Origin of the sequence: Pseudorhodoplanes sp., from assembly GCF_046289595.1 — a bacterium.
Classification (GTDB): domain Bacteria; phylum Pseudomonadota; class Alphaproteobacteria; order Rhizobiales; family Xanthobacteraceae; genus Pseudorhodoplanes.
In genome coordinates this window covers 15,756-38,994 of the sequence record NZ_JBKBVB010000032.1, presented here as the reverse complement: position 1 = coordinate 38,994, position 23,239 = coordinate 15,756, and the positions used below count along the sequence as shown (strand labels likewise).

Sequence of the window (23,239 nt, the reverse complement as noted above, 5' to 3'; positions counted from 1 at the left end):
AAGCGCGATGTCGATACGCCGCAGACTTTCCCGAATGGCTGCCATATCGCCGAAGTCGAAATCGAGCCCGAGACCGGCGAGGTGGCCGTGGTCGGCTATTATGCCGTGGACGATTGCGGCAACGTGCTCGACCACATGCTGGCGCATGGTCAGGTGCATGGCGGTATTGCGCAAGGTCTCGGACAGGCGCTGTTCGAGCACGCCGTCTATGACCGAGAGAGCGGCCAGCTCGTCACCGGCTCGTTCATGGATTACGCCATGCCGCGCGCCCACAATATGCCGTCGCTTCTGCGCGACGATTCGCATCCAGTTCCCGCCACCACCAACCCGCTCGGAGTGAAGGGCGTGGGCGAAGCCGGCACCACGGCGTCGCTTGCCGCGATCATGAATGCGATTGCCGATGCGGTCCCCGCGGCCGCGCATATGGACATGCCCGCGACCATGGAGAAGGTCTGGCGCGCCTGTCAGGGGATGGAACTGCCGCGCCCGGAGCAGGCACCGGCGTAAACTCTCGCCGTCACTCTTTGAGACATGGGTTCGGGCGTGCGACCGGCTAGAGAGCGGTTCAGTGAGAGACGGAACGAAGGGGCAGCGTGCGCCAGCAAGGCCACGCGGCACCAAGGCGACGTCGGCGCGGCTCGTTCCAGCGCGAGCAGCATTTTTTGAACCGCAGGCCCTCGCGCTGTCGGAACATCCAGACCGCGGTGGGCGAGACCGTCACCCTGCGCGCGGCAAGTTCGTCCTGCTGACCGGGCAATCAGGTGCGGCGTCTGCCCGATCCGCTCCACAATCACGTGCGGTGCGGCTCGATAACCGGCCTGCGGTGGCCACCCATCTTGCCCGGTGCAACCGATCCGGAGGTTATGGTTTTGATCCGGTAAACGGCACCCCCCGTGCGCCGCGCAATCCGCACAAGAATTCACAAACGCCTGTTTGTTACAAATCTTCGCAATCCGGGAAGGTCAAACAACCGGGGCAACGGGTGTCGTCATGTCCGAAGCTACAGGAAAGGGTGCAATGTCGCGCCTCGCGCGCTTGGTTTCGCCGCGCATCGTGCGCCGCTTCGCCCGCAAGCAAGACGGCGCGGCAGCGGTCGAGTTCGCCATGGTCGCGGCGCCGTTTCTCGCACTGGTCTTTGCCATTCTCGAAACCGCGCTGATCTTCTTCGCCGGCCAGGTGCTCGAAACCGCAACGACCGATTCTGCCCGCCTTATCATGACAGGGCAGGCGCAAAAGGGCGGCTTCAATCAGGAGCAGTTCAAACAAGAGGTCTGCAAGCGGGTCTATGGTCTGTTCGACTGCGAGGGCGGCATCAAGGTTGACGTTCGAACCTATTCGAGTTTCAGCGCGCCTGACATGTCGAAGCCGATCGACCAGAACGGCAATGTGACCTTCCAGCCCGAATATCAGCCCGGCGGCCCTGGCGACATCGTCGTGGTGCGGCTCCTTTATGAGTGGCCGGTCTGGGTTTCTCTGCTCGGCCTGAATCTTTCCGATCTCTCCGGCAACAAACGCCTGCTGATGGCGACCGCGGCATTCCGGAACGAGCCCTATCAATGAGACGCGCCATGTTCGCACGCATCGAATCCATGCTTGCCCGACTGGTCACGCGCCGCCTGTCGGAATTTACCAACGACAGGCGCGGCATGTCCGCGGTCGAATTCGCATTGCTGCTGCCGCTGATGGTCACGCTCTATCTCGGCGGTGTGGAGTTGTCGCAGGCCATCAGCATCGACCGGAAGGTCACACTCACCGCGCGGACGGTCGCGGACCTCGTCTCGCAGTTCTCGAGCATCGACACGACCAATATCAACGCCTCGCTTGGTGCCGCCAGCGCAGTGCTGGCGCCCTATCCCGATTCGAAGGCCAAGGTGACCGTGTCTGTTGTCGATATCGACGCCAATGGTGTTGCCAAGGTCAAATGGAGCAATTCGAAAAACGGCACGCCGCGAGCGGCCGGCTCTACGGTCACGATCCCTGCGGCACTGAATATCCCGTCGACCTCGCTGGTCTGGGGTGAAGTTTCGTACGATTACCAGCCGTCGATCGGCTATGTCGTCACTGGAAACCTCAATCTGCACGACCAGATTTTCATGCGGCCGCGGAAATCGGAAACCATTCCGAAGACCTGATTTCGCTGCAGCCCGTCACGGAATCGGCAGGCTGGTCGTCGACTTGATCTTCTCCATCGCAAAGCGCGACGTCACGTTCTTCAGCGGCGAAGCGGCAATCAGCTTCTTGTAGAACGCATCATAGGCCTGCATGTCGCGCACCACGACACGCAGCATATAATCGACGTCGCCAGCCATCCGGTAGAATTCCATGACCTCCGGCATGGCGCTTACCGCCTCGGCGAAGCGTCCGAGCCAGCTCTCGGAATGATCGTCGGTCTCGACCGACACGAACACCGTAATGCCGAGCCCGACCTTGTCCTGATCCACGATGGCCACGCGCCTCTGAATGACGCCGTCAGCCTCGAGGCGCTGGATGCGTTTCCAGCACGGGGTCGATGACAGGCCGACCCGCTGGCCGATCTCCGCCACGGACAGCGAGGCATCCTCCTGCAGCGTCAGCAGTATTTTCCGGTCAATGGCGTCCATATGGCACCTTGGAAATATTCTTCTAATTTCTACGAACCTGACGGCTTTATATAGAAGATTTTTCTATATGGAAGCCCGTTTTTCCGGCTGCGTTGCCAGAAGCCGCTCGACCTCGCGCCGCTCCGGGGCACCCATTCCGCCACCGAACCGGGTACATTTGATCGCCGCGGCGGCGGCGGCAAATTGCATGGCTCCCTTCGGATCGTGGCCCTCGGCCAGCGCTAGCGCGAAAGCGCCGTGAAAGACGTCGCCGGCGGCGAGTGTATCGACGACATCGACCCGGAAGGCTGGCAGGCGGCGAACCATGCCGCCTTCCAGCCAGAGCATGTCATTGGGCCCGTCGGTCACGGCCACGAAAGCGGGCGTGCACGACGTCACGCGCTCCAGCGCCGCCGCCAGCGCCTCGTTTTGCGCCGTCGCGCGCAACCCGTCCGCCGAGAACACGATATGCGTCACCGCGGTCAGCAAGTCGTCGGTCAGGCGCATCGGTCTGTCGCCGTCGAGCACGGCAATCTTGCCCGCAGCCGATGCGGCGCGCGCGATCGGCAGAGCGAATTCGGCGAAACGGTTATCGACAAGGATCGCATCGGCATCGTCGATCGTGCGAGCCGGATCGAGCGGCCGGGCCCGTTCAAGCGCCGGATCGCGGGAGCTCACAATGAGCCGCTCGCCGCTGCCGTCGACCAGGATCGAGGATTGCGACGAGCGCGCGCCGTCGATGCGAACGACATGCGAAATATCGATGCGTTCCCGCTCGAGCTGCATCAGCATGGCATCGCCAGTGAGGTCGTCCCCAGCCGGCCCGCCAAGCGGCGCAACGACGCGCGCGCGACCGCCGAGCCGGCTGATCGCAACCGCCGCATTGGCAGCGCATCCACCCAGCACCGAGAAGAAATCACGGGCACGGTTCTTGGTGCCGGGCACCGGAAACGCATCGACCTGGTACACATGATCGATCACCGCCATGCCGGCACAGACGATCAGCTTGCCCTTTGTCCCGTCACCCGAAGACACCATCGCCATGCTCCACCCATGCGCGGATGATATGATGCGCGATCGCCATGGGCGGCGGCGTCCCGAACCCGTCCGGATGCGTGCGCATGAGCATCGACGCGGCTTCGGCTCGGGAAAACCAGCGCGCGTCTTCCAGTTCGTCGTGATCGATCACGATGTCCTGCGAAATCGCCTCGGCATGACAACCGATCATGAGGGAAGACGGGAACGGCCAGGGCTGCGATGCGAAATAGCGCACCTTCCCGCAGCGGATGCCGGCCTCCTCGAAGGTCTCGCGGCGCGCGGCGTCTTCGAGGGTCTCGCCCGGCTCGACAAAGCCAGCGAGGCAAGACCACATGCCTTGTACGAAACGCGACTGGCGGCCAAGCAGACAGACGTCGCCGCGCACGGCAAGCATGATCACCACCGGATCGGTGCGGGGAAAATGCTGCGCCTTGCAGGCGACGCAATCGCGCCGCCAGCCGCCCTGCACCGCCTCGGTGCGATGACCGCAATTGCTGCAGAAGGCGCGCCGCGAATGCCAGTGCAACAGCGCCTTGGCTTCGGCAAGCGGCGCGAGGTGTCCGGCTTGTACGAGACCCTGAACAGCGATGGTCCGCAGATCGGTGACATGAAACCGCGCGTCGGCCTGCAATAGCTCGATCGCCCGCTGCGGAACCGGCAAGCCGAACCGAGCCTCAACGCCATCCAGAAGTCCGAGAAACACCCGGTCCGGCCCGCAGGGAAGCGTCGCGATCTCGCTGGCGGAAAATATCGGGTCGAACATGTCGCCGGAACGTTTCAGCACCACCGCTTCGCCGCCGATCAGATAGAAGCCGCTGTTCTCACGCGCCGTGTAGTCCCCGAGCAAGCGCGGATCGTTGCGGATATGCGCCGCGCGGTCGAGCGCGCTGTCCGCATAACCAAGATCGGGCCACGGCCCGAAACCCATCGCCTTCTGCATGTCACAACATCCCAAGCGGCGGCTTCAGGGCCTGCATGAAGCGCTCAAGCTCGGCGTCGCCGTAGGCAAGCGAGGGCACAGCGCCCCAGACCGGTTTCGGCCAGGCCTTGTCGGTCTTGCGCCGCGCGATGACATGCACATGAAGCTGCGGCACCGCATTGCCGAGGGCTGCGACATTGAGCTTGTCGCATTGGGTGACCGAGCGCAGCGCGCGGCTGGCGCGGGCGATCTCGGACATCAGTTCGGCCTGCTCGTCTTCGGCGAGATCGACGATTTCCACGATGCCGGCCCGGCGCGGCACCAGGATCAGCCAGGGATAATTTGCATCCCGGGCAATCAGGAGGCGCGACAGGGCAAGATCGCCAAGCGCGACGGTGTCGCGCGCGAGCTGCGGGGCGAGCGACCATTCATCCGAATTCATGTTTTTGTCCAAGGCATTGCGGGAAGACACAGATTAGCATTGCGGCCGCCCTTTTGCTTGCTTTCGAGGGCACAAGGGCCGATATAGCGTCTGGGAGGTTGGCGGTGGGCGAGCCACTCGCCAACCGGGTCAGGTCCGGAAGGAAGCAGCCCTAACGAGCTCCGGTTCGGGTCGCTTGTCAGCCTCCCACTCCTTTTCCGCCGTCATGAGGCGCCGGACGCCCGCCGCGCGAACCCGGAAAGGCCTGAAAACCGGAAACTTGATGAGCGAAAACCGCACCCGACCGCCGGACCAGACCGCTGCGCCATCGGCGCCGGGCGGGGCCGGTTATCGGGTTCTGGCACGGCGTTACCGCCCCTCGACCTTCGCCGACCTGATCGGCCAGGACGCCATGGTCCGCACCGTGTCGAACGCCTTCGAAACCGGGCGCATTCCGCAGGCCTGGATTCTCACCGGCGTGCGCGGGGTCGGCAAGACCACGACCGCGCGCATCCTTGCCCGGGCTCTGAATTACCAGCTCGCCGACGGCTCCATCCAGGGGCCGACCATCGACATGCCCGTCCTGGGCGAGCATTGCCAGGCGATCATCGAAAGCCGGCACATCGACGTGCACGAGATGGACGCGGCGTCGCATAACGGCGTCGACGACGTGCGCCAGATCAACGACGCGGTGCGCTACGCGCCGGTCAGCGCCCGCTACAAGGTCTATATCCTCGACGAAGTGCATATGCTGTCGACGGCGGCGTTCAATGCGCTGCTGAAGACGCTGGAAGAGCCGCCGCCGCACGCCAAGTTCATCTTCGCCACCACTGAAATCCGTAAAGTCCCGGTCACCGTCCTGTCGCGCTGCCAGCGCTTCGACCTGCGCCGCGTGGACGCCGATCTCCTGGTGCGGCACCTCTCCGGAATCGCAGAGAAGGAAAACGTCAGGGCCGAAGCCGAAGCGCTGGCGCTGATCGCGCGCGCCGCCGAGGGTTCGGTGCGCGATTCGCTGTCGTTGCTCGATCAGGCGATCGCCCATGCCGCCGGCGAAATCCGCGCCGAGGACGTGCGTCAGATGCTCGGCCTGTCGGACCGGGCCCGCGTCGTCGATCTGTTCGAAATGCTGCTGAAAGGCGACATTGCCGGCGCCCTGAAGGAGCTGCGCGACCAATACGATTCCGGCGCCGATCCGGTGATCGTTCTGTCCGACCTCGCGGAGTTCACGCATTTTGTCACGCGCGTGAAGCTCGTGCCCTCCGTCGCCGACGATTTATCGCTGAGCGAGGCCGAGCGGGTGCGCGGCAAGGCTTTCGCGGCGCAGCTTTCGATGCGCATCCTGTCGCGAACCTGGCAAATGCTGCTGAAGGGTTTGAGCGAGGTGCAGCAGGCCCCGCGCCCCGTCGCCGCAGCGGAAATGCTGCTCGTGCGCATTGCTTATGCCGCCGACCTGCCGACGCCCGACGAGGCGATCCGCGCGCTGGCCAACGGCAATCGTATCGATCAGGCCGCGATATCGGCCCCGCGAGGCAACGGCGGCTCGCCCGCTGCCGGCTTTGCTTCGCCTTCCGCCTCGGCGGCGGTGGCCGTGCCGCGGACTGAAGCATCGCGCAGCGAAGCGCCACGCGGTGCGCCACGCGCCGTTGCCGCGTCCGCGCTCAATGCCGCGCCGCGCCCGGTCGAAGCCGCCTCATCGGCTCCACCGCCGCTCAGCATCGGCAGCTTCGAGGATCTGGTGCAACTGGCGGCGGACCAGCGCGACCTGCGCGTGAAGACCGCCCTGGAGCGCGACGTGCGTCTGGTCCGTTGCGAGGACGGAAAACTCGAATTTGCGCTGGAGCCAGGGGCTTCGCAGAGTATCGTCAACGAATTGCCCGCGAAGCTGAAAGCCTGGACCGGCCGGCCGTGGGCGGTGGCGCTGTCTCGCGAACCGGGCCTTCCCACCCTGAAGGCGCAAATGGACGCGCGCGAAGCCGAATTGAAGCGCGGCGTGCGCGGCGATCCCTTGGTCCAGGCGGTGCTGGAACGCTTTCCCGGCGCGGAGATTGTGGCGGTAAGGCCGCGCGAACCGGAGCAGCCGGCGCACGATACGCACATACCGCCCGATCCGGATATGATGCCGGACGATGACGACAGCGAAGCATAGAGACCGCGAAACATAGAGCATGAAAGGTAGGACATGGCCGATTTCATGGGCATGATGAAGAAGGCGGCCGAGCTGCAATCCAAGATGCAGGAAATGCAGGCGGAGCTCGACACGGTCGAAGTCGAGGGGGCGTCCGGCGGCGGCGTGGTGAAGGTCACGCTGTCCGGCAAGGGCGACCTGAAAGGCGTCAAGATCGACGAGTCGCTTTTGAAGCCCGACGACAAGGAAATCATCGAGGATCTTCTGGTCACCGCGCATGCGGATGCGAAGAAGAAGGTCGAAACCGTGATGGCGGAAAAGATGAAGGCGCTGACCGGCGGCTTGCCTCTGCCCGGCGGATTCAAGTTGCCGTTCGGATGATAACCAGCGGCTGACAATGGCTGACGACAACTATCTGATCCGGCCCGATCCGAACGACCCGCGGCTTACCGAGCGCGTGCGCGGCGTCGATCACACCGGCGCGGAAATCGAGACCGTGGTCACCGTCGAGCGCCCGCTGACGATCTTCCTGAATGCGCAGGAGATCGTCACCGCGATGACCATCGCCGATTATCCCGACTATCTGGCGATCGGATATTTGCTCAACCAGAACATGCTGCAGCCCGACGACATCGTGACCGGCGTCGACTACGACGAGGAATTGTCCATCGTCGTGGTGCGCACCGAGCGCGAGACCGATTATGAGGAAAAGCTGAAAAAGAAGGTGCAGACCTCGGGCTGCGCGCAAGGCACAGTGTTTGGCGACCTGATGGAGGCGCTGGAGAATGTTACGCTGCCGGCAACGCCGCTGCGCACCTCGTGGCTCTATGCGCTGACTCACAAGATCAACACCACCCCTTCGCTCTACCTGGAAGCCGGCGCGATCCATGGCTGCGTGCTGGCCCAGGAAGACCGGCCGCTGGTCTATATGGAGGACGTCGGGCGCCACAATGCGGTCGACAAGATCGCGGGCTGGATGTTCCGCGAAAAGGTGCCGGCGCACGACAAGATTTTCTACACCACCGGAAGGCTCACCTCGGAGATGGTGATCAAGACCGTCCGCATGGGTATCCCCATTCTTGTTTCACGCTCGGGCTTTACCGCCTGGGGCGTCGAGCTGGCGCGCAAGGCGAACCTGACGCTGGTCGGACGCGCTCGCGGCAAGCGCTTCACGGCGCTATCCGGGCTCGACCGCATCGTGTTCGACCAGGACCTCAGCTTTGTCGAGGAGGAGAGCGCAAAGCACCGGCGCAAGGCGGCGATGCATGAGGATTGATTGTCTTCGTCATTGCCGAGACCGGGCGAGGCGAGGCAACCCGGAATGACCGAGAGAACCTTGGGCCTCATCCTCGCCGGCGGCCTCGCGCGCCGCATGGGCGGCGGAGACAAGGCGCTGATCGAGATCGGCGGCCGTGCCATCCTCGATCGCGTCATCGCGACCATGGCGCCGCAATGCGACGGCCTCCTGCTCAACGCCAATGGCGATCCGGCGCGCTTCGCCCGCTTCGGCCTGCCGGTCGTGCCCGACGATGTCCCCGACTTTGCCGGACCGCTGGCGGGTATCCTGGCGGGCCTCGACTGGGCGGCCGCGCAGCGGCCCGGCCTCGCATGGGTGGCAAGCGTGCCGGGCGATTGTCCGTTTCTTCCCGCCGATCTGGTCACGCGCCTGCATGTGGCGCGCCAGTCGGTGGGCACGCCGCTCGCCTGCGCAAAATCGGGCGACTGGCGGCATCCCGTGGCCGGCCTGTGGCCCGTCAGCCTGCGAGCCGATTTGCGCCATGCGCTGGTGAAGGAAGACCTGCACAAGATCGAAGTCTGGACCGCCCGTCACGGCATCGCCATTGCAGAATGGCCGGACCGGCCGGTCGACCCGTTTTTCAATGTCAACACGCCCGAAGATCGCGCCCGCGCCAACGCCATTGCTCTGCAAGAGCACGGCGCTCAGTCGGCTTGAACGCCGAACAAGGCTTTTCTAATATTGGTCCAATTCCAAACGGTCTTGGGAGGAGAGGACCATGAAAAGCTTCATTGCGGCCTGCGCCGCTGTCATCGTTATCGCAATTGCCGGCTGGTACGTGCTCGAGCGTTACCAGGAGCCGGTGGCTGTGGCCTTCAGCACAACCGGCGTCCGCCTCTGAGGCGTCTCAGCCGACCAGCGACGCGTAAGGCAGAAATCCGACGGTCGAGCCCCGCTCAACCGTCGTGACATTTTCGGCGAGTTCGACGAGCCCGTCCGTCTCGGTGAGCGAGGTAATGACGCCGGCGCCTTCCTGGCGGTGTCTCAGCGCCTCGATCACCCCATCGTCGGCACGACGAAGCGCCACCCGGACATATTCACGGCGGCCCTCCTTCTTGCGATAGGCAAAGCCAGCGCGCACCGGCAACGCCAGCAGCACCGGTGGATTGGCGCCGCACAGTCGCATCAGCAGCGGACGCACCACCCGCACGAAGGTCACGAAAGCGGCGGCCGGATTGCCGGGCAGCCCGACAAAGGCCGCGCTCGCATCCGGCCGCCCTGACGGGATCACACCCATGGCCACCGGCCGGCCCGGCTTGATCGCCACGCGCCAGAAGACAAGACGGCCGACCGCCTCGACCGCGTCGCGGACATAATCGGCCTCGCCGGTCGATACTCCGCCGGACGTCAGCACGACATCGTGGCCTCCGGCGGCGCGCTTCAACGCGGGCGCAAGATTCGCCGGATCGTCGCGCAGGATGCCGAGATCGGTCACGTCCGCGCCAAGGGCTTCGATCAGACCGGAGAGTAAAGTGCGGTTGGCATCGTAGAGCTGCGCGCGAGACAACGCTTCGCCGGGCTCGGCCAGTTCATCGCCGGTGGAGAATAGCGCAACGCGGATGCGGCGGCGCACCGGCAATTCGGTCAGCCCCAGCGCGGCCGCAAGCGCAACATCCGCGACCGACAGACGGCGGCCGGCCGGAAGCGCGACCGATCCCGCTTGAACATCCTCCCCGGTCAGTCTGCGATTTGCGCCCAACGCGAGACCGGGCGGCAGGATCGCAGTGTCCCCGTCCAGCTGGACATCTTCCTGCATGTACACGGTATCGGCCCCGTCAGGCATCGGGGCGCCGGTAAAGATGCGGATTGCCGTGCCGCGCGCAAGCGGAAGAGCGCTGGCGCGACCCGCGGTGATGCGCTCGGCGATGGTGACAACGGTGTCCGACTGGGCATTCAGATCGGCATGGCGGACCGCGTAACCGTCGACCGCGGAATTGTCGAAGGGCGGCAGGGCGATCGGCGCCTCGATGTCACGGGCCAGCGTGCGGCCGCGCGCCTGCGCAAGCCTCACCGTCTCGACGTCGGCGACGGGAACAATGCGCTCGTGAATGATGCGCTCGAGCTCGTCGACCGGCAGCAGGGGTCCGCTGAAGGCGAAGCAATCGTCGGAGAGCTGCGCCATCAGACCGCGTCCGCGTGCTCTTGCACCTGCTCGACCGGGATCGCTTTCGCGAGCAGGAGATCGGCGATTGCATCGATCTCGTTGAGATCGATCACCGGGACCGTTGCGTCCGGCAGTGGCGTGTCCGAAGCGATGGCGACGATCCACCGATCCAGCGGGTGCAATAACGGTTTGCCGTTTGCGGCGCGATGGATTTCGAGCTTCGGAAAGCTTTCGCGCTTGAAGCCCTCGACCAGCACCAGATCGACCTGCGACAGCTTTCCAAGCAAGGCGGGCAGCGGCGGCTCCGGCGCGCCGCGCAACTCATGCATCAGCGCCCAGCGATTGGCGGAAATTACCAGCACTTCGGTTGCGCCGGCCGAGCGATGCTCGAACGAATCCTTGCCGGGCCGGTCGACGTCGAAATTGTGATGCGCGTGCTTGAGGGTCGACACCCGGTTCCCGCGCGCGGTCAGACATGGGATGATTCTGGTCAGGAGCGTTGTCTTGCCGGAACCGCTCCAGCCGGCGAGGCCGATGATGCGCATGCCACCTTCACGCTGTATGCGTTGAACCTATTCGTCCGCGGGCCGCATGCCCAGCGCTGCGATTCGCTCTCGTATTGCTTCGTCGCGAAGCACGTCGCGGAACGCCATGACGGCCGGCCGGGTTTGCGCGCGATCCACGACGATGAAGTCGTATTCCTCAGGCGCCACCCCGATGAATGCAAGGCCGTACATCCGCGCGACCGGGGCAATGGCGAAACCCCAATCGGCACGACCCTGCGCAATCGCAGCAGCGACCGCGTTGTGGGATTTGGGCTGGTTGGCGTAACCGGGCGGGCGCGCGCCTTTCAGGGTCTGGTCCATCAGCACCCGCGTTCCCGAACCGGCATTGCGGTTCACCATCAGACAGGCCGGGTCGGCCAGCGCCGCCGCGATCGCCTCGTCCGCCGTCTTGCCTTCGAATCTCGGATCGCCCGGCCGGTACAGGAAGCCCTGTTCGCGCTGCCATCCCTTCACCAGCGAGAGGCCCGGCGCGATCAGATGCGCGTTGTAGCGTCCGCTCTCCGGGTCGATCAGATGCACCGGCGCGATATCGCATTGGCCGCGACGTGCCGCGGCAACGCCGCCAAGGCTGCCGACCGCAATGACGCGCGCGCTGAAACCGCGATCGGCAAGCGCACCGACCACCACATCGAGCGCCACGTCATGGCTTCCCATAATGACGAGATCGGGCGTGCGCGCAGCCTGCCCGATCAGCGTCACGTCGACGTCGGTATCTGCATCGAGTGCACTGGCAAGAGCATCGATCTCGATAAAGCCATCCGCTTGCGAAAAGGCCGTGACCGAGCCGGAACCCTTCGGGATCGGGAAGGCGATATTGCCATCGTCGCCGCGCACCAGCGCGACCAGAGCATATTCCTTGCGACCGAGTTCGGACGGTACGCGCGTCGGCACGCACGCCGGAATGGTGCGCGCATCCTCCGCCGGCAATCCGGCCAGCGCGCGGATCACCGGCGCAGCGAAGCTGTGGAAGGTGAAGATCGCCGAGGTCGGAAATCCCGGCAGCACGATCACCGGCTTGCCGTCCGCAACCGCGAGACAGAGCGGCTTGCCCGGCTTCAGCGCAACCCCGTGGACCAGAATGCCGGGTTCGCCGAGGGTGGAGACGATGCGGTGCGAGAGGTCGCCTGCACCCTTCGAGGTGCCGCCCGACAGCACCAGCATGTCGGCTTGCGCAAGCGCCTTGCGCATTGCTTCACCGAGAACGGTCTCGTCGTCGGGAAAAGCACCGAAGGAGAGCGCTTCGCCGCCTGCTTCCACAACCGCGGCAGCGACGATCGCCCCGTTCGAATCGTAGATGCCGGCGGCAGGCAGCGGCTCGCCCGGCGGCACCAGTTCGTCGCCGGTCGACAGCACGGCAACTTTCGGCTTGCGGACCACGTCGATCTCCGCGAGGCCGCAGGCGGCCAGCATGCCGATCTCGCGCGATCCGATCACCGCTCCCTTGCGCAAGAGGGTCTCCCCGCGCGCGATGTCGGAGCCGGCATAGCCGATGAATTGACCGGGCGCGGCGGCGCGACGCACGTCGATTGCAGGCGCCGCCGCATCGTCGATCAATTCGGTATGCTCGATCATCACCACCGCGTCCGCCCCGCGCGGCACGACGCCGCCGGTGGCCAGCGCGGTCGCAGTGCCCGGCGCGACCGCGATCTGGGGAGCGTGACCGCAGGCGATCACCTCGCGATTGAGGATCAGCCGGCGCGGTGCCGCATCGCTCGCACCCGCCGTATCGGCGGCGAGCAATGCAAAACCATCGACGCCGGATCGGTCGAAGGGCGGTACATCGATGGGCGCAGCAACGTCGTGCGCCAGCACCCGTCCCAACGCTTGCGCCAGCGGCACGGTCTCGACGCCGCACGGCGACAGATCGAGATGCTGCCGGAAGCGCCGCTTCGCCTCCTCCGGCGACACCACGTCGAGAAACTGCTCCTGCCGCGCCGCACGGCGGACCGCGTCGATCAACGCGCTTTCCGGTCTGGTAAGACGGCTCACGGCACCGGCCTCATCTCCACGACGGTCCCGGCGGGATAGCCTTCGCTTTCCGGCGGCACCAGTATCCAGCCATCCGCGCCGGCCAGCGCTTGCAGCCGCAGATAGCCGATGGCCAGCGGCTCGACCGTGTCGCCCTTGCGGCGCAGCGGCACGACTTCGGCAACGCCAATGGTGGAGGTGACTTTGGTAGCCAGCACGGCCTGCAGCGCCCCCGCTTCGGGTTCGGCCGCGCTCAAACGGTCGAGCAAAGGACGGCCGAGCACCAGCCAGCAGGCCAGCACCGCGTCGAGGCGTCCGGGGATCAGCAGCACCGGGCGGCCGTCAACTTTGCCGAAGGCGGCCGTTTCTCCCGGGCTGAGGCCAATCCCGTGGCAAGCGACATCGCCGGCGCGAGCGAGCGCAATAACCGATGTATCGCCGCGCCCCTCTCCGGTGCCGCCAATCCCGATCACTGCATCGCTATCTGCGCGGCGCAGCGCATCGTCGAGCTGGCTGCCTGTCGCGACGCTGGCGCCCGCCAAGTCGAGCACATGCGCAAGCAAGCGCATCGCAGCTTCGAGTGCGATGTCGCCGGGTCTGGCATTCACGAGGCAGATGCGCGGCCGGCGGGCCTTCACCGTTGCGATCCCCATCGCCGCGAGCACAGCAAGGTCGGTGTCGCGCAGTCGCGCGCCAGCAGTCAACAATGCGGCACCGGCCGGCGTATCCCCGCCAGCCGGCAGCACGCCTTCGCCGGGCGCAACCCCTGCCACGACCTGTAGCATCCCGCCAAGCGCAGTCACTGCATCAAGCGGCGCAACGGCGTCCGTGCCGGGCGGTATCGCGGCAAGGGCGTCGACGCGGCACGGTGGGGGCTGCAATGCCAGCGGCGCATAGGGACCGGCATCCCGCGTCGCCTCGGAATCGACAGCCCAGCCATCGCGCAACGCCAAGGCTACCGGCGGCTGTGGCCGGTCTGTGCGGATATCGGCCGCCAACACGCAGTACCGAGCCTCGTCAAGCGCGATCTCCCGCGGCGCAACGGCGTCGATGGCGTCAATCATGGCGCGGATCCCGGCAAGCGCCGTGAGCCGGCCGATCCGCTGAGAAGGGATCGTATCCACATTCATGGTTGCGTTTCTGGCGAACCCCCAATACTGGGTCAAGTCACTGAAATATTTGTCGCTTTGCAAAGCTGCCAGATGCCCGCCGGCATAGCCTGAGCCTATGGGGATGACCGAGAAGATCATCGATTTGCGCGGCTTGAAATGTCCGCTTCCCGCGTTGCGCACGCGGAAGGTGCTCAAGGGCATGGCCGCTGGCGAGGTGATCCTGGTCGAGTGCACCGATCCGCTTTCGGCCATCGACATTCCCAACCTCGTCAATCAGACCGGCGACGTGCTGGAAGGCACCGAGCGCGCGGATGAGATATTGCGGTTCCGCATCCGGAAAGCCTGAGCGCCGCAGGTCCATCGGTTGAATTTGCCGGCTTCTTCGGGAATGGTCGCGCCTGTCCGCCCGTCTCCGGAGAATACCTTGCCGGCATCCACGACCATCCCGCGCGCCTCCACCGCGCTTGCCCGTTTCACCGTGCTGGATCTGACCCGGGTCCGTGCCGGCCCGACCTGCGCGCGGCAATTCGCGGACTGGGGCGCAAATGTCATCAAGATCGAAGCGCCGGAGCGGCTTGAGGGCGGCGACCCGATCGGCGGCGCGCGGCACGGGGCGGATTTCCAGAATCTTCACCGCAACAAACGTTCGATTACACTCGACCTCAAGAGTGAGGCCGGCCGCGGTGCCTTGTTGCGGCTCGCCCAACAGGCCGATGTCGTGATCGAAAATTACCGGCCCGACGTGAAGCGGCGGCTGCGGATTGACTACCCGGACCTCAAGGCGGTCAACCCGCGCATCGTCTATGTCAGCATATCGGCCTATGGTCAGGACGGTCCCTACGAAAAGTGGCCGGGTTTCGACCAGATCGCGCAAGGCATGGGCGGGCTGATGTCGGTGACCGGATTGCCGGGACAGGGACCGGTCCGGGCCGGCGCCGCCGTTGCCGACATGGCGGCAGGACTGTTCGCGGCGATCGGCGCGCTGACCGCGCTCCTCGAACGCGAGCAATCCGGCGAGGGGCAGTATATCGAGACCTCGCTCCTGGCGGCGCAGATTTTCCTGCTCGATTTTCAGGCGGCGCGCTGGCTGATCGACAAGGAGGTGCCGGGCCAGGCCGGCAACAACCACCCGACCAGCGTGCCGACCGGCGTCTACAGGACCAGGGACGGCCATATCAACATCGCCACCACCGGCTCGCCCAGCTGGGTGCGCTTCTGCAAGGCGATCGGCGGCGAACACCTGATCGAACATCCCGATTACGCCACCAACGCGCTGCGGCTGAAAAATCGCGACGCGCTCAACGCCGATATCGAAAAGACGCTGGCGTCCGATAACAGTGCATCCTGGATCGAGCGGCTGAACGCGGCGGGTGTCGCCGCCGGTCCCATCTACACGATCGACGAGATGTTTGCGGACAAGCAGGTGCAGCATCTCGGCATCGCCACCGACATGAAGACGCCGGATCGCGGCACGCTGCAGGTGATCCGTCAGCCTTTCACGCTGTCGCGCACACAAAGCAGGATCGCGATGCCCACGCCCGAGCGTGGCGAACATACCGACGAGGTGCTCGCCGAATTCGGCTTCAGCAAGGACGAGATCGAGGCGCTAAAGAACGCGGGCGCGGTTTAGTTTTGGCCGTCATGAGTGGCCTATGCCGGGCATCCGCGTATTGAAGCAAGCAAAGACATGGATGGCCGGGTCAAGCCCGGCCATGACGGATACGGAAGGGACTGAGCAAATGACCGACAAGATGCTCTCGCGCAAGGACGGCGGGGTCGGCTACCTGATCTTCAACAATCCCGAACGGCACAATGCGGTGTCGCTCGAGATGTGGGCGGCAACGCGCGACATCCTGGAGTCGTTTCGCAACGATCCCGAGATTCGCGTCGTGGTGCTGACCGGCGCTGGCGGCAAAGCCTTTGTATCGGGGGCCGACATTTCGAAATTCGGCGCCGAGCGGTCGAGCGAGGAAGCGGTTGCGACATATAACGCCACCACCGAACAGGCGTTTTCCGGCGTGCATCAATTTCCGAAACCCACCATCGCCATGATCCGCGGCTATTGCATCGGCGGCGGCATGGCGCTGGCGACCTGCTGCGACATGCGCATCTGCACGCCCGGTTCGAAATTCGGCATTCCCGCGGCCAAGCTCGGTCTCGGCTACGACCACAAGGGTATCCGCCGGCTGATGGACGTGGTGGGCCCCTCTTTCGCCAAGGAAATCTTTTTCACGGCGCGGCAATTCGACGCCGAGGAGGCGCGGATGATGGGCTTCGTCAACCGGGTGGTGCCGGATGCCGAACTGGAGACCTACGTGAAGAACTACGGCGACACGATCGCGGGCAATGCGCCGCTCACCATCGGCGCCGCAAAATATGCGGTCAGCGAACTCCTGAAGGATGAAATCGAGCGCGACATCGACAGCGTCGCGGCTGCGGTGAAGCGCTGTTTCGACAGCAAGGATTATGTCGAGGGCCGCACCGCGTTCATGGAAAAGCGCAAGCCCGTCTTTACGGGGCAATAGCGCGTGTGTCGCTCAGCAATTTCACTTTGTGAAATGTAATCGCACAGCGACGTGGTGGCTGCGCCAGTGCAAAGCTGCTAAGACCCACGCGACGAAATTTCACCGCGTCATGCGCGGAACTTGAGCCGCGCACCCATCGCCACCCTTTGTAAGGTGGATCGCCGGGTCAAGCCGGTGATGACATCGAGTGTGAGGAAACAGGCATGTACACCGACCTTCAGCTTTACATCGACGGCGAATGGCTCAATGGCGCGGGCCGCAAGGGCGAAGAGGTGATCAACCCCGCCAGCGGCAAGTCGCTCGGCACACTGCCGCATGCCTCCAAGGCCGATCTCGATCGCGCGCTTGCCGCAGCCGACAAGGGGCTCGCGGTGTGGCGCGCCACCAGCGCCTATGAACGCGGCAAGATCATGCGCAAGGCTGCCGATCTCGTGCGCGAGCGCGTCGAGCATATCGCCCGCGTGATGGTGCAGGAACAGGGCAAGCCATTTGCCGAAGCCCGCATCGAAGTCGTCACAACCGCCGACATCATCGACTGGTTCGCCGAGGAGGGCCGCCGTGCCTACGGCCGCATCGTGCCGGGCAGAGCTAAGAATATCCGCCAGCTCGTGCTGCAGGAGCCGGTCGGCGTGGTGGCCGCCTTCACGCCATGGAATTTCCCGACGCTCACTCCGGTGCGCAAGATCGCGGGCGCGCTGGCGGCCGGCTGCTCGATCATCGTGAAGGCCTCGGAAGAGACGCCGGGCTCGTGCGTCGAGCTGGTGAAATGCTTCGCCGATGCCGGCCTGCCGCAGGGCGTGCTCAATCTCGTGTTCGGTGTGCCCGCCGAGGTGTCTGAGCATCTGATCGGCGCCGACAGCGTGAAGAAGATTTCGTTCACCGGCTCGGTGCCGGTCGGCAAACTGCTCGCCGGGCTTGCCGCGAAAGGCATGAAGCGCGCCACCATGGAGCTTGGCGGCCACTCGCCGGTCGTGGTGTTCGGCGACGCCGACCCGGAAAAGACCGCCGACACCATCGCCGCGTTCAAGTACCGCAATGCCGGACAGGTCTGCATCTCGCCGACCCGGTTCTATGTGCAGGAAGGCGTCTATGACCGCTTCCTCAAGCGCTTCACCGAGTTCGCCAACAACGTGAAGCTCGGCGACGGACTGGACAAGGATACGACCATGGGACCGCTCGCCAATGCGCGCAGGCTCGACGCCATGGAAGCGATCGTGAACGATGCCAAGAGCCGCGGCGGCAAGATCGTCACCGGTGGCAAGCGGCGCGGCAACCAGGGCTATTTCTTCGAGCCGACCGTGATCACCGACGTGCCGGACGATTCCAAGATCATGACCGAGGAGCCGTTCGGTCCGGTAGCCCCGATCGTGCCGTTCAAAAGCTTCGACGAAGTGGTGGAACGCGCCAATTCGCTGCCGTTCGGGCTCGCCTCTTATGCCTTCACCACGAACACGCAGACCGCGACCATGATCGGCGACGCGCTGCAATCCGGCATGGTCGGCGTCAACTCGGTTGCGATCTCGACGCCGGAAACGCCGTTCGGCGGCATCAAGGAATCCGGCTACGGCTCAGAGGGCGGCATCGAGGGGCTTGAGGCCTATACCAACCGCAAGTTCATCTCGCAGGGGTGAGTTCCGGGGACCGTGTGACGGGCTTCGCCATTCCATCGCCAAGGGACGCGGAGCCACCGCACTGCGCGGTCTACGCGTTGTTTCGGCGGTGTCGGCGCGGACTCCGCTCGCGCTGATTCCTCTCGAAGCAGCCGCAACGCGCGTTCGCGCAGATCAAACGAATAGGCTTGGTCGATAGATGCTGGCTACCAATGCAGCCAGCATCTTGAACTCTGTTCGCGCTGATCCGGACATCCCGTCCGGTTCAGACAAAATCAGCCACGCTCTAGCGGCAGGGATGGTATTGTCCGTCATAGCCAAGATAGAGACCGGTCGCCGGATTGAAGGACCGGTATTTCGACGAGCAATACGCAATCCAGTCGGCGCGCGCGCCATAAGCCGGCGCATAGACCACGGGAGGCGGCGGCGCGGCAGCGGCACCCGCGATTGCCGCACCGAGGGCAAGGCCGCCGATGATGCCGCCGGCGATGGCTGCGTCGCGGCCGCGATACCCGCGATAGCCGTAATGGCGGCCGCCGCGATAATAGCGTCCGCGATGTTGGACCTGCTGCACGAGCTGCTTGTCGGGAGCACCCAGGGAAGAGAGCCCGGCGGCGGCTGGCGCCGCAGAGGCGGTGGACGGTGCCAGAAATGCCGCCAGTGCCAATGCGGAAAGACCGGCTGATGCCGTCAGGAATTTCGATGCAGTCATGCTGTACGTCTCCAGATTTCAAGACATCCAGCGTGGCAAACGATTAAAGCAGCGATATGTTTCCCTGCAGGGCGAGACAATGCGACGCATCGCAGCTTGAATTTCGTCCATCTTGCGGCTCAACCGCGCAGAATTCCGCCGGTGCGCTTGCCGATTTCCGACACGATCTTGCCCGCGATCGCCTCAATCTCGGCGTCCGTCATGGTCTTCTCGCGCGGCTGAATGGTGACGGCGATCGCGATCGACTTCTTGCCGGGCTCGATGCCTTTGCCCTCGTAGACGTCGAATACGGTCACGCCGGCGATCAGCTTCTTGTCGGCATTCTGCGCGGCGCGGACCAGATCGCCGCCCTTGACGCTCTTGTCGACGATGAAGGCGAAATCGCGCGACACCGGCTGGAAGGCCGACAATTCGAGCGCAGGCTTTGCCCGCGTCGGCTTCGCCTTCGGCTCAGGAATTCGCTCAAGGATCACCTCGAAGCCGACCAGCGGGCCGTCCGCCTTCAGCGCCTCGAGGGCCCGCGGGTGCAATTCGCCGAAATGGCCGAGCACGTTCTGCGGCCCGATCTGGATGGTGCCGGAGCGGCCCGGATGAAACCACGCAGGTCCGCCCGGCACGATCTGCAGCGCCTGCATCGGCGCGCCGGCGGCAGCCAATGCCGCGAGCGCGTCAGCCTTCGCCTCGAACGCATCGGGCTCCTTGTTGCCGTTTGCCCAAAAGCGACCGCTACCGCCGGCATGCGACAGGCCGCGCCGCAATCCGGCCGCGGCGGTATATTGATCCTCGGGCCGGTCGCCCCTGAAAATCTGCCCGACCTCGAACAGCCCGACATCGGAGAGACCGCGGTCGGCGTTGCGCTGGATCGCCGCAATGAGACCGGGAAGCAGGCTCGGCCGCATATCCGACAGATCGGACGCGATCGGATTGGCCAGTGCCAGTTCCGGCTGACCGCCGCCGAACAATTCCGCTTCGGCCTTTGCGATGAAGGACCAGGTGACAGCCTCGCCGAGATTGCGTGCGGCAAGCGCCCGCTTGGCCTTGCGGGTCCGCACCTGGATCGGCGTCAGCACCGCCTTGCGCGGGGCGTCGCCGCGTTCGAACGGCGTCAGCGGCACGCGATCGACGCCGACGATCCGCACCACCTCCTCGACGATATCGGCCTTGCCCTCGACATCCGCGCGCCAGGACGGTGCCGCGATCTTCACGACCTTTCCCGAACCGGCGACGAAGAAGCCGAGACCGGTCAGGATGCGCTTCACCTCGCCGAATGGCACCTCGAGTCCGGTCAGACGCTTCACCTCGTCGACCGGAAAATCGATCGGCCGGTCCTCGGCCGGCTCGCCGCCCTTGACGACGATTTCCGACGGCTCGCCGCCGCACAGCTCGAGCACCATCTGCGTCGCCAGTTCGAGGCCCGGCACCATGAAATTCGGATCGACGCCGCGCTCGAAGCGGTAGCGTGCATCGGAGTTGATGCCGAGCTTGCGCCCGGTCTGGGCGATGTTGATCGGCTCCCAGAGCGCCGATTCGATCAGCACGTCGGTGGTGGTCTCGTCGCAGCCGGACAGTTCGCCGCCCATGATGCCGGCAAGCGATTCCACGCCCTTGTCGTCGGCGATCACACAGATCGAATCGTCGAGCGTGTAGGTCTTGCCATCGAGCGCGAGCAGTTCCTCGCCGGCCTTCGCACGCCGCACCACCAGATTGCCGTGCACCTTCTTCGCATCGAACACATGCAGCGGGCGGCCGCGGTCATAGGTCATGAAATTCGTGATATCGACCAGCGCATTGATCGGGCGCAGTCCGATCGCGGTCAGCCGCTTTTGCAGCCATTCCGGCGAGGGTCGGTTCCTGACGCCGCGCATGAGCCGCAGCGCAAAGCCCGGACAGAGCGACGGCGTGGTTCCGAAATCGAGCGTGACATCGACCGGGCAGGGGAACGCGCCCTTCACCGGCTTCGGCGTGCGCTCCAGAAACTTGCCGATACCGGTGGCGCCAAGATCGCGGGCGATGCCGGACACGCCGGTGCAGTCGGCGCGGTTCGGCGTCAGATTGATCTCGATCACCGGATCGTTGAGGCCGAGCACGTCCGCGAACGGCACGCCGACCGGCGCATCGGCCGGCATTTCGATGATCCCGGAATGGTCGTCGTTGAACGCGATCTCGGCGCCGGAAATCAGCATGCCCTGGCTTTCGACGTCGCGGATCTTGCCGACCTTCAGCGTGATGTCCTTCGACGGGATATAGGTGCCGGGCAAACCCAGCACGGCCTTCATGCCGCCCCGCGCATTCGGCGCGCCGCAGACGATCTGCAGCGGTTTGCCCTCGCCGGTATTGACCATGCACACGCGCAGCCGGTCGGCATTCGGATGTTGCACGGCGGAGATCACTTCGACGACCTTGAAGGGTGCGTATTTCTCCGCCGGATTCTCGATCTTCTCGACCTCAAGTCCGATCATGGTGAGCTTGTCGGCGATTTCCGGCAGGCTCGCGTCGGTGTCGAGATGCTCTTTGAGCCAGGAGAGGGTGAATTTCATGGGGTTATCTTTCGGATTGCGCTGGCGCGCTCCCTTCCACCGCAAGCGGGGGAAGGGACCAGGAGGCGGCATCGGCGAGAACGAACTTCATGCGCGATCTCGTAATTGCCTATGACCAGATCAGCATGATCGGAAAGCTGATAAACACGAGGATCGTGAAATAAATCGTGGCCTGATTGCACAGCCTGTAAAGCTCGTGCTTGATGATCAGTTCGCGCTCGATATGCGAGCCTTTCAGTTCTGCCGCCGCCCTGACCGCGAGGCAGCGCAGGCAGCCGACTGCGATCGCCAGATAGACGATAATCTCGCAGACGATCACGACCTCCTCGATGCGATGCTGCGCAAGGAGTGGCGCAACGATGCCGAGCCCGGCGATCATCATCGATACATGCGTCAGGAGGCCGGAGGCTTTCGCATCCAGCGATTGAAACGCGGCGAAAGTGGCTTCGGTGCGGCCAGTGTTCCAGCCCGCCAGAAGCTGCGCGTATGAAGCGGTCGTCGCGTCGTCCAACCGGTTGGTGAACGCGGCAATGAGGCCGGCGATTCCTTCCTTCGGTATCCCGGAATCGGCCATCGTCAGCTGCTCAATCCTCCCGCCAGCGTCGGGAAATCGAGGGGCCGGAAGCCGTAATGCGAAATCCAGCGCATGTCGGCCTCGAAGAACGGGCGCAGATCGGGCATGCCGTATTTCAGCATGGCGATGCGGTCGATTCCCATGCCCCAGGCAAAGCCCTGATATTCGTCGGGATCGAGCCCGCAATTCCTCAGCACATTCGGATGCACCATGCCGCAGCCAAGGATCTCGAGCCAGTCCTCGCCCTCGCCGAACCGGATCTCGCCCTTGTCGCGCCTGCACTGGATGTCGACTTCGAGCGAAGGCTCGGTGAACGGAAAGAAGGACGGCCGGAACCGCATTTTGACGTTATCGACTTCGAAGAACGCCTTGCAGAACTCGGCGAGAATCCATTTCAGATGGCCGAGATGCGAACCCTTGTCGATCACCAGACCCTCGACCTGATGAAACATCGGCGTGTGGGTCTGATCGCTGTCGCTTCGATAGGTGCGGCCGGGGATGATGACGCGGATCGGCGGCTTTTGCGCCAGCATGGTGCGCACCTGCACCGGCGAGGTGTGGGTGCGCAGCAGCAGCCGCGAACCGTCGGGCTTGGGGTTGAAATAGAACGTGTCGTGCATCTCCCTGGCCGGATGGCCTTCGGGAAAGTTCAGCTTGGTGAAGTTGTAATCGTCGGTCTCGATGTCCGGGCCCTCCGCGACGGCGAAGCCCATATCGGCGAAAATCGCAGTGAGTTCGTCGATGACCTGCGAGATCGGGTGAATGCGGCCGGTTTCCGCCGGGCTTTCGCGAACCGGGAGCGTGACATCGAGCGTTTCGGTGTTGAGACGGGCGTCGAGCGCGGCGTTTTTCAGGGCGTCGCGGCGTGCTGCAAGGGCCGCGTTCACCGCGTCCTTCAGGCCGTTGATGGCGGGCCCCTTGGCTTTGCGCTCGTCGGGCGTCATCGTGCCGAGCGTTTTCAAAAGCGCGGAGACCGATCCGCTCTTGCCGAGCGCGGCGACGCGCACCGCTTCCAGAGCGGCTTCGTCGGAGGCCGCGGCAATGTCTTGCAGGATCGTCGATTCGAGTTGAGCGATATCGGACATGATGCACGCCTGTTTCATCCGTCATGCCCGGCCTTGTGCCGGGCATCCACGTCTTGAAAGACTTGAA

General features: G+C 64.6%; 24 protein-coding genes, 1 other RNA gene and 1 pseudogene. 13 read left to right on the top strand and 13 right to left on the bottom strand.

What is annotated here, in order from left to right:
* Positions 1–507, top strand: a 507-nt coding sequence (locus tag ACK41X_RS09280) for a molybdopterin cofactor-binding domain-containing protein (protein ID WP_409721729.1), incomplete at its 5' end; no start/stop codon positions are given.
* Positions 508–622: 115 nt separating this feature from the next.
* Here the strand turns inward: ACK41X_RS09280 and ACK41X_RS09275 are convergent.
* Positions 623–859 (bottom strand): annotated as a pseudogene (locus ACK41X_RS09275) (IS630 family transposase); the annotation flags it as partial.
* Between the two features lie 158 nt (positions 860–1,017).
* On the opposite strand from ACK41X_RS09275, the gene ACK41X_RS09270 reads away from it, so the two are divergent.
* Both ACK41X_RS09270 and ACK41X_RS09265 read left to right on the top strand, forming a co-directional pair.
* Positions 1,018–1,560, top strand: coding sequence for a TadE/TadG family type IV pilus assembly protein (locus ACK41X_RS09270; protein ID WP_409721726.1), 543 nt, complete (start codon positions 1,018–1,020; stop codon positions 1,558–1,560).
* A gap of 8 nt (positions 1,561–1,568) precedes the next feature.
* Positions 1,569–2,132 (top strand): TadE/TadG family type IV pilus assembly protein, encoded by a 564-nt coding sequence (locus ACK41X_RS09265; protein WP_409721723.1) that lies wholly within the window; start codon positions 1,569–1,571, stop codon positions 2,130–2,132.
* Positions 2,133–2,147: 15 nt separating this feature from the next.
* On the opposite strand, the gene ACK41X_RS09260 is transcribed toward ACK41X_RS09265, so the two are convergent.
* The 4 genes from ACK41X_RS09260 to ACK41X_RS09245 all read right to left on the bottom strand — a co-directional run bounded on the left by ACK41X_RS09260 (position 2,148) and on the right by ACK41X_RS09245 (position 4,978).
* Positions 2,148–2,600, bottom strand: coding sequence for an Lrp/AsnC family transcriptional regulator (locus ACK41X_RS09260; protein ID WP_409721720.1), 453 nt, complete (start codon positions 2,598–2,600; stop codon positions 2,148–2,150).
* Positions 2,601–2,663: 63 nt separating this feature from the next.
* On the bottom strand, positions 2,664–3,617 hold the full coding sequence (locus ACK41X_RS09255; RefSeq protein WP_409721718.1) for a PfkB family carbohydrate kinase: 954 nt from the start codon (positions 3,615–3,617) through the stop codon (positions 2,664–2,666).
* The gene (gene nudC, locus ACK41X_RS09250; protein WP_409721715.1) at positions 3,601–4,557 is read right to left on the bottom strand and encodes an NAD(+) diphosphatase; all 957 of its coding nucleotides are present in this window, start codon (positions 4,555–4,557) and stop codon (positions 3,601–3,603) included. Before nudC ends, ACK41X_RS09255 begins: the two co-directional genes overlap by 17 nt.
* Before the next feature lies 1 nt (position 4,558).
* The gene (locus ACK41X_RS09245; RefSeq protein WP_409721712.1) at positions 4,559–4,978 is read right to left on the bottom strand and encodes an HIT domain-containing protein; all 420 of its coding nucleotides are present in this window, start codon (positions 4,976–4,978) and stop codon (positions 4,559–4,561) included.
* Positions 4,979–5,070: 92 nt separating this feature from the next.
* On the opposite strand from ACK41X_RS09245, the gene ffs reads away from it, so the two are divergent.
* The 6 genes from ffs (at position 5,071) to ACK41X_RS09215 (ending at position 9,220) form a co-directional block, all read left to right on the top strand.
* Positions 5,071–5,169: signal recognition particle sRNA small type (ffs, locus tag ACK41X_RS09240), an RNA gene on the top strand.
* Between the two features lie 71 nt (positions 5,170–5,240).
* Positions 5,241–7,103 carry a DNA polymerase III subunit gamma/tau gene (locus ACK41X_RS09235; protein WP_409721709.1) on the top strand — a complete coding sequence of 621 codons (1,863 nt, stop codon included), beginning with the start codon at positions 5,241–5,243 and terminating at the stop codon, positions 7,101–7,103.
* A 33-nt stretch (positions 7,104–7,136) separates the two neighbouring features.
* Positions 7,137–7,463, top strand: coding sequence for a YbaB/EbfC family nucleoid-associated protein (locus ACK41X_RS09230; RefSeq protein ID WP_409721707.1), 327 nt, complete (start codon positions 7,137–7,139; stop codon positions 7,461–7,463).
* A gap of 16 nt (positions 7,464–7,479) precedes the next feature.
* Positions 7,480–8,358 (top strand): formate dehydrogenase accessory sulfurtransferase FdhD, encoded by an 879-nt coding sequence (locus ACK41X_RS09225; RefSeq protein ID WP_409721705.1) that lies wholly within the window; start codon positions 7,480–7,482, stop codon positions 8,356–8,358.
* A 45-nt stretch (positions 8,359–8,403) separates the two neighbouring features.
* Positions 8,404–9,036, top strand: a complete 633-nt coding sequence (gene mobA, locus ACK41X_RS09220) for a molybdenum cofactor guanylyltransferase MobA (protein ID WP_409721702.1) — start codon at positions 8,404–8,406, stop codon at positions 9,034–9,036.
* Between the two features lie 61 nt (positions 9,037–9,097).
* Entirely contained in the window at positions 9,098–9,220 is a 123-nt protein-coding gene (locus ACK41X_RS09215) for a hypothetical protein (protein WP_409721699.1), read from the top strand.
* 6 nt (positions 9,221–9,226) lie between these two features.
* Here ACK41X_RS09215 and glp read toward each other — a convergent pair whose 3' ends face one another.
* The 4 genes from glp to ACK41X_RS09195 are packed head-to-tail and all read right to left on the bottom strand — an operon-like array spanning position 9,227 to position 14,147.
* Positions 9,227–10,501: a gephyrin-like molybdotransferase Glp gene (gene glp / locus ACK41X_RS09210; RefSeq protein WP_409721696.1), complete on the bottom strand. Its 1,275-nt coding sequence runs from the start codon at positions 10,499–10,501 to the stop codon at positions 9,227–9,229.
* The gene (gene mobB / locus ACK41X_RS09205) at positions 10,501–11,028 is read right to left on the bottom strand and encodes a molybdopterin-guanine dinucleotide biosynthesis protein B (RefSeq protein ID WP_409721693.1); all 528 of its coding nucleotides are present in this window, start codon (positions 11,026–11,028) and stop codon (positions 10,501–10,503) included. Before mobB ends, glp begins: the two co-directional genes overlap by 1 nt.
* A gap of 27 nt (positions 11,029–11,055) precedes the next feature.
* Positions 11,056–13,038 (bottom strand): molybdopterin biosynthesis protein, encoded by a 1,983-nt coding sequence (locus ACK41X_RS09200; RefSeq protein WP_409721691.1) that lies wholly within the window; start codon positions 13,036–13,038, stop codon positions 11,056–11,058.
* On the bottom strand, positions 13,035–14,147 hold the full coding sequence (locus tag ACK41X_RS09195; RefSeq protein WP_409721688.1) for a molybdopterin-binding protein: 1,113 nt from the start codon (positions 14,145–14,147) through the stop codon (positions 13,035–13,037). The genes ACK41X_RS09200 and ACK41X_RS09195 overlap by 4 nt, the downstream gene beginning before the upstream one ends.
* 103 nt (positions 14,148–14,250) lie before the next feature.
* On the opposite strand from ACK41X_RS09195, the gene ACK41X_RS09190 reads away from it, so the two are divergent.
* The 4 genes from ACK41X_RS09190 (at position 14,251) to ACK41X_RS09175 (ending at position 18,285) form a co-directional block, all read left to right on the top strand.
* On the top strand, positions 14,251–14,475 hold the full coding sequence (locus ACK41X_RS09190) for a sulfurtransferase TusA family protein (RefSeq protein WP_409721685.1): 225 nt from the start codon (positions 14,251–14,253) through the stop codon (positions 14,473–14,475).
* 42 nt (positions 14,476–14,517) lie between these two features.
* Entirely contained in the window at positions 14,518–15,759 is a 1,242-nt protein-coding gene (locus ACK41X_RS09185) for a CaiB/BaiF CoA transferase family protein (RefSeq protein WP_409721682.1), read from the top strand.
* A gap of 109 nt (positions 15,760–15,868) precedes the next feature.
* Positions 15,869–16,654, top strand: coding sequence for an enoyl-CoA hydratase (locus ACK41X_RS09180; RefSeq protein ID WP_409721679.1), 786 nt, complete (start codon positions 15,869–15,871; stop codon positions 16,652–16,654).
* A gap of 203 nt (positions 16,655–16,857) precedes the next feature.
* Positions 16,858–18,285: an NAD-dependent succinate-semialdehyde dehydrogenase gene (locus tag ACK41X_RS09175; protein WP_409721677.1), complete on the top strand. Its 1,428-nt coding sequence runs from the start codon at positions 16,858–16,860 to the stop codon at positions 18,283–18,285.
* 265 nt (positions 18,286–18,550) lie between these two features.
* Here ACK41X_RS09175 and ACK41X_RS09170 read toward each other — a convergent pair whose 3' ends face one another.
* The 4 genes from ACK41X_RS09170 to pheS all read right to left on the bottom strand — a co-directional run bounded on the left by ACK41X_RS09170 (position 18,551) and on the right by pheS (position 23,172).
* On the bottom strand, positions 18,551–18,976 hold the full coding sequence (locus ACK41X_RS09170; protein ID WP_409721674.1) for a BA14K family protein: 426 nt from the start codon (positions 18,974–18,976) through the stop codon (positions 18,551–18,553).
* A 119-nt stretch (positions 18,977–19,095) separates the two neighbouring features.
* Positions 19,096–21,513, bottom strand: coding sequence for a phenylalanine--tRNA ligase subunit beta (gene pheT / locus ACK41X_RS09165; protein WP_409721671.1), 2,418 nt, complete (start codon positions 21,511–21,513; stop codon positions 19,096–19,098).
* Positions 21,514–21,622: 109 nt separating this feature from the next.
* Complete coding sequence (locus ACK41X_RS09160; RefSeq protein ID WP_409721669.1) at positions 21,623–22,087, bottom strand: hypothetical protein; 465 nt, start codon at positions 22,085–22,087, stop codon at positions 21,623–21,625.
* Positions 22,088–22,089: 2 nt separating this feature from the next.
* Complete coding sequence (gene pheS, locus ACK41X_RS09155) at positions 22,090–23,172, bottom strand: phenylalanine--tRNA ligase subunit alpha (protein WP_409721667.1); 1,083 nt, start codon at positions 23,170–23,172, stop codon at positions 22,090–22,092.
* Between the last annotated feature and the right edge of the window lie 67 nt (positions 23,173–23,239).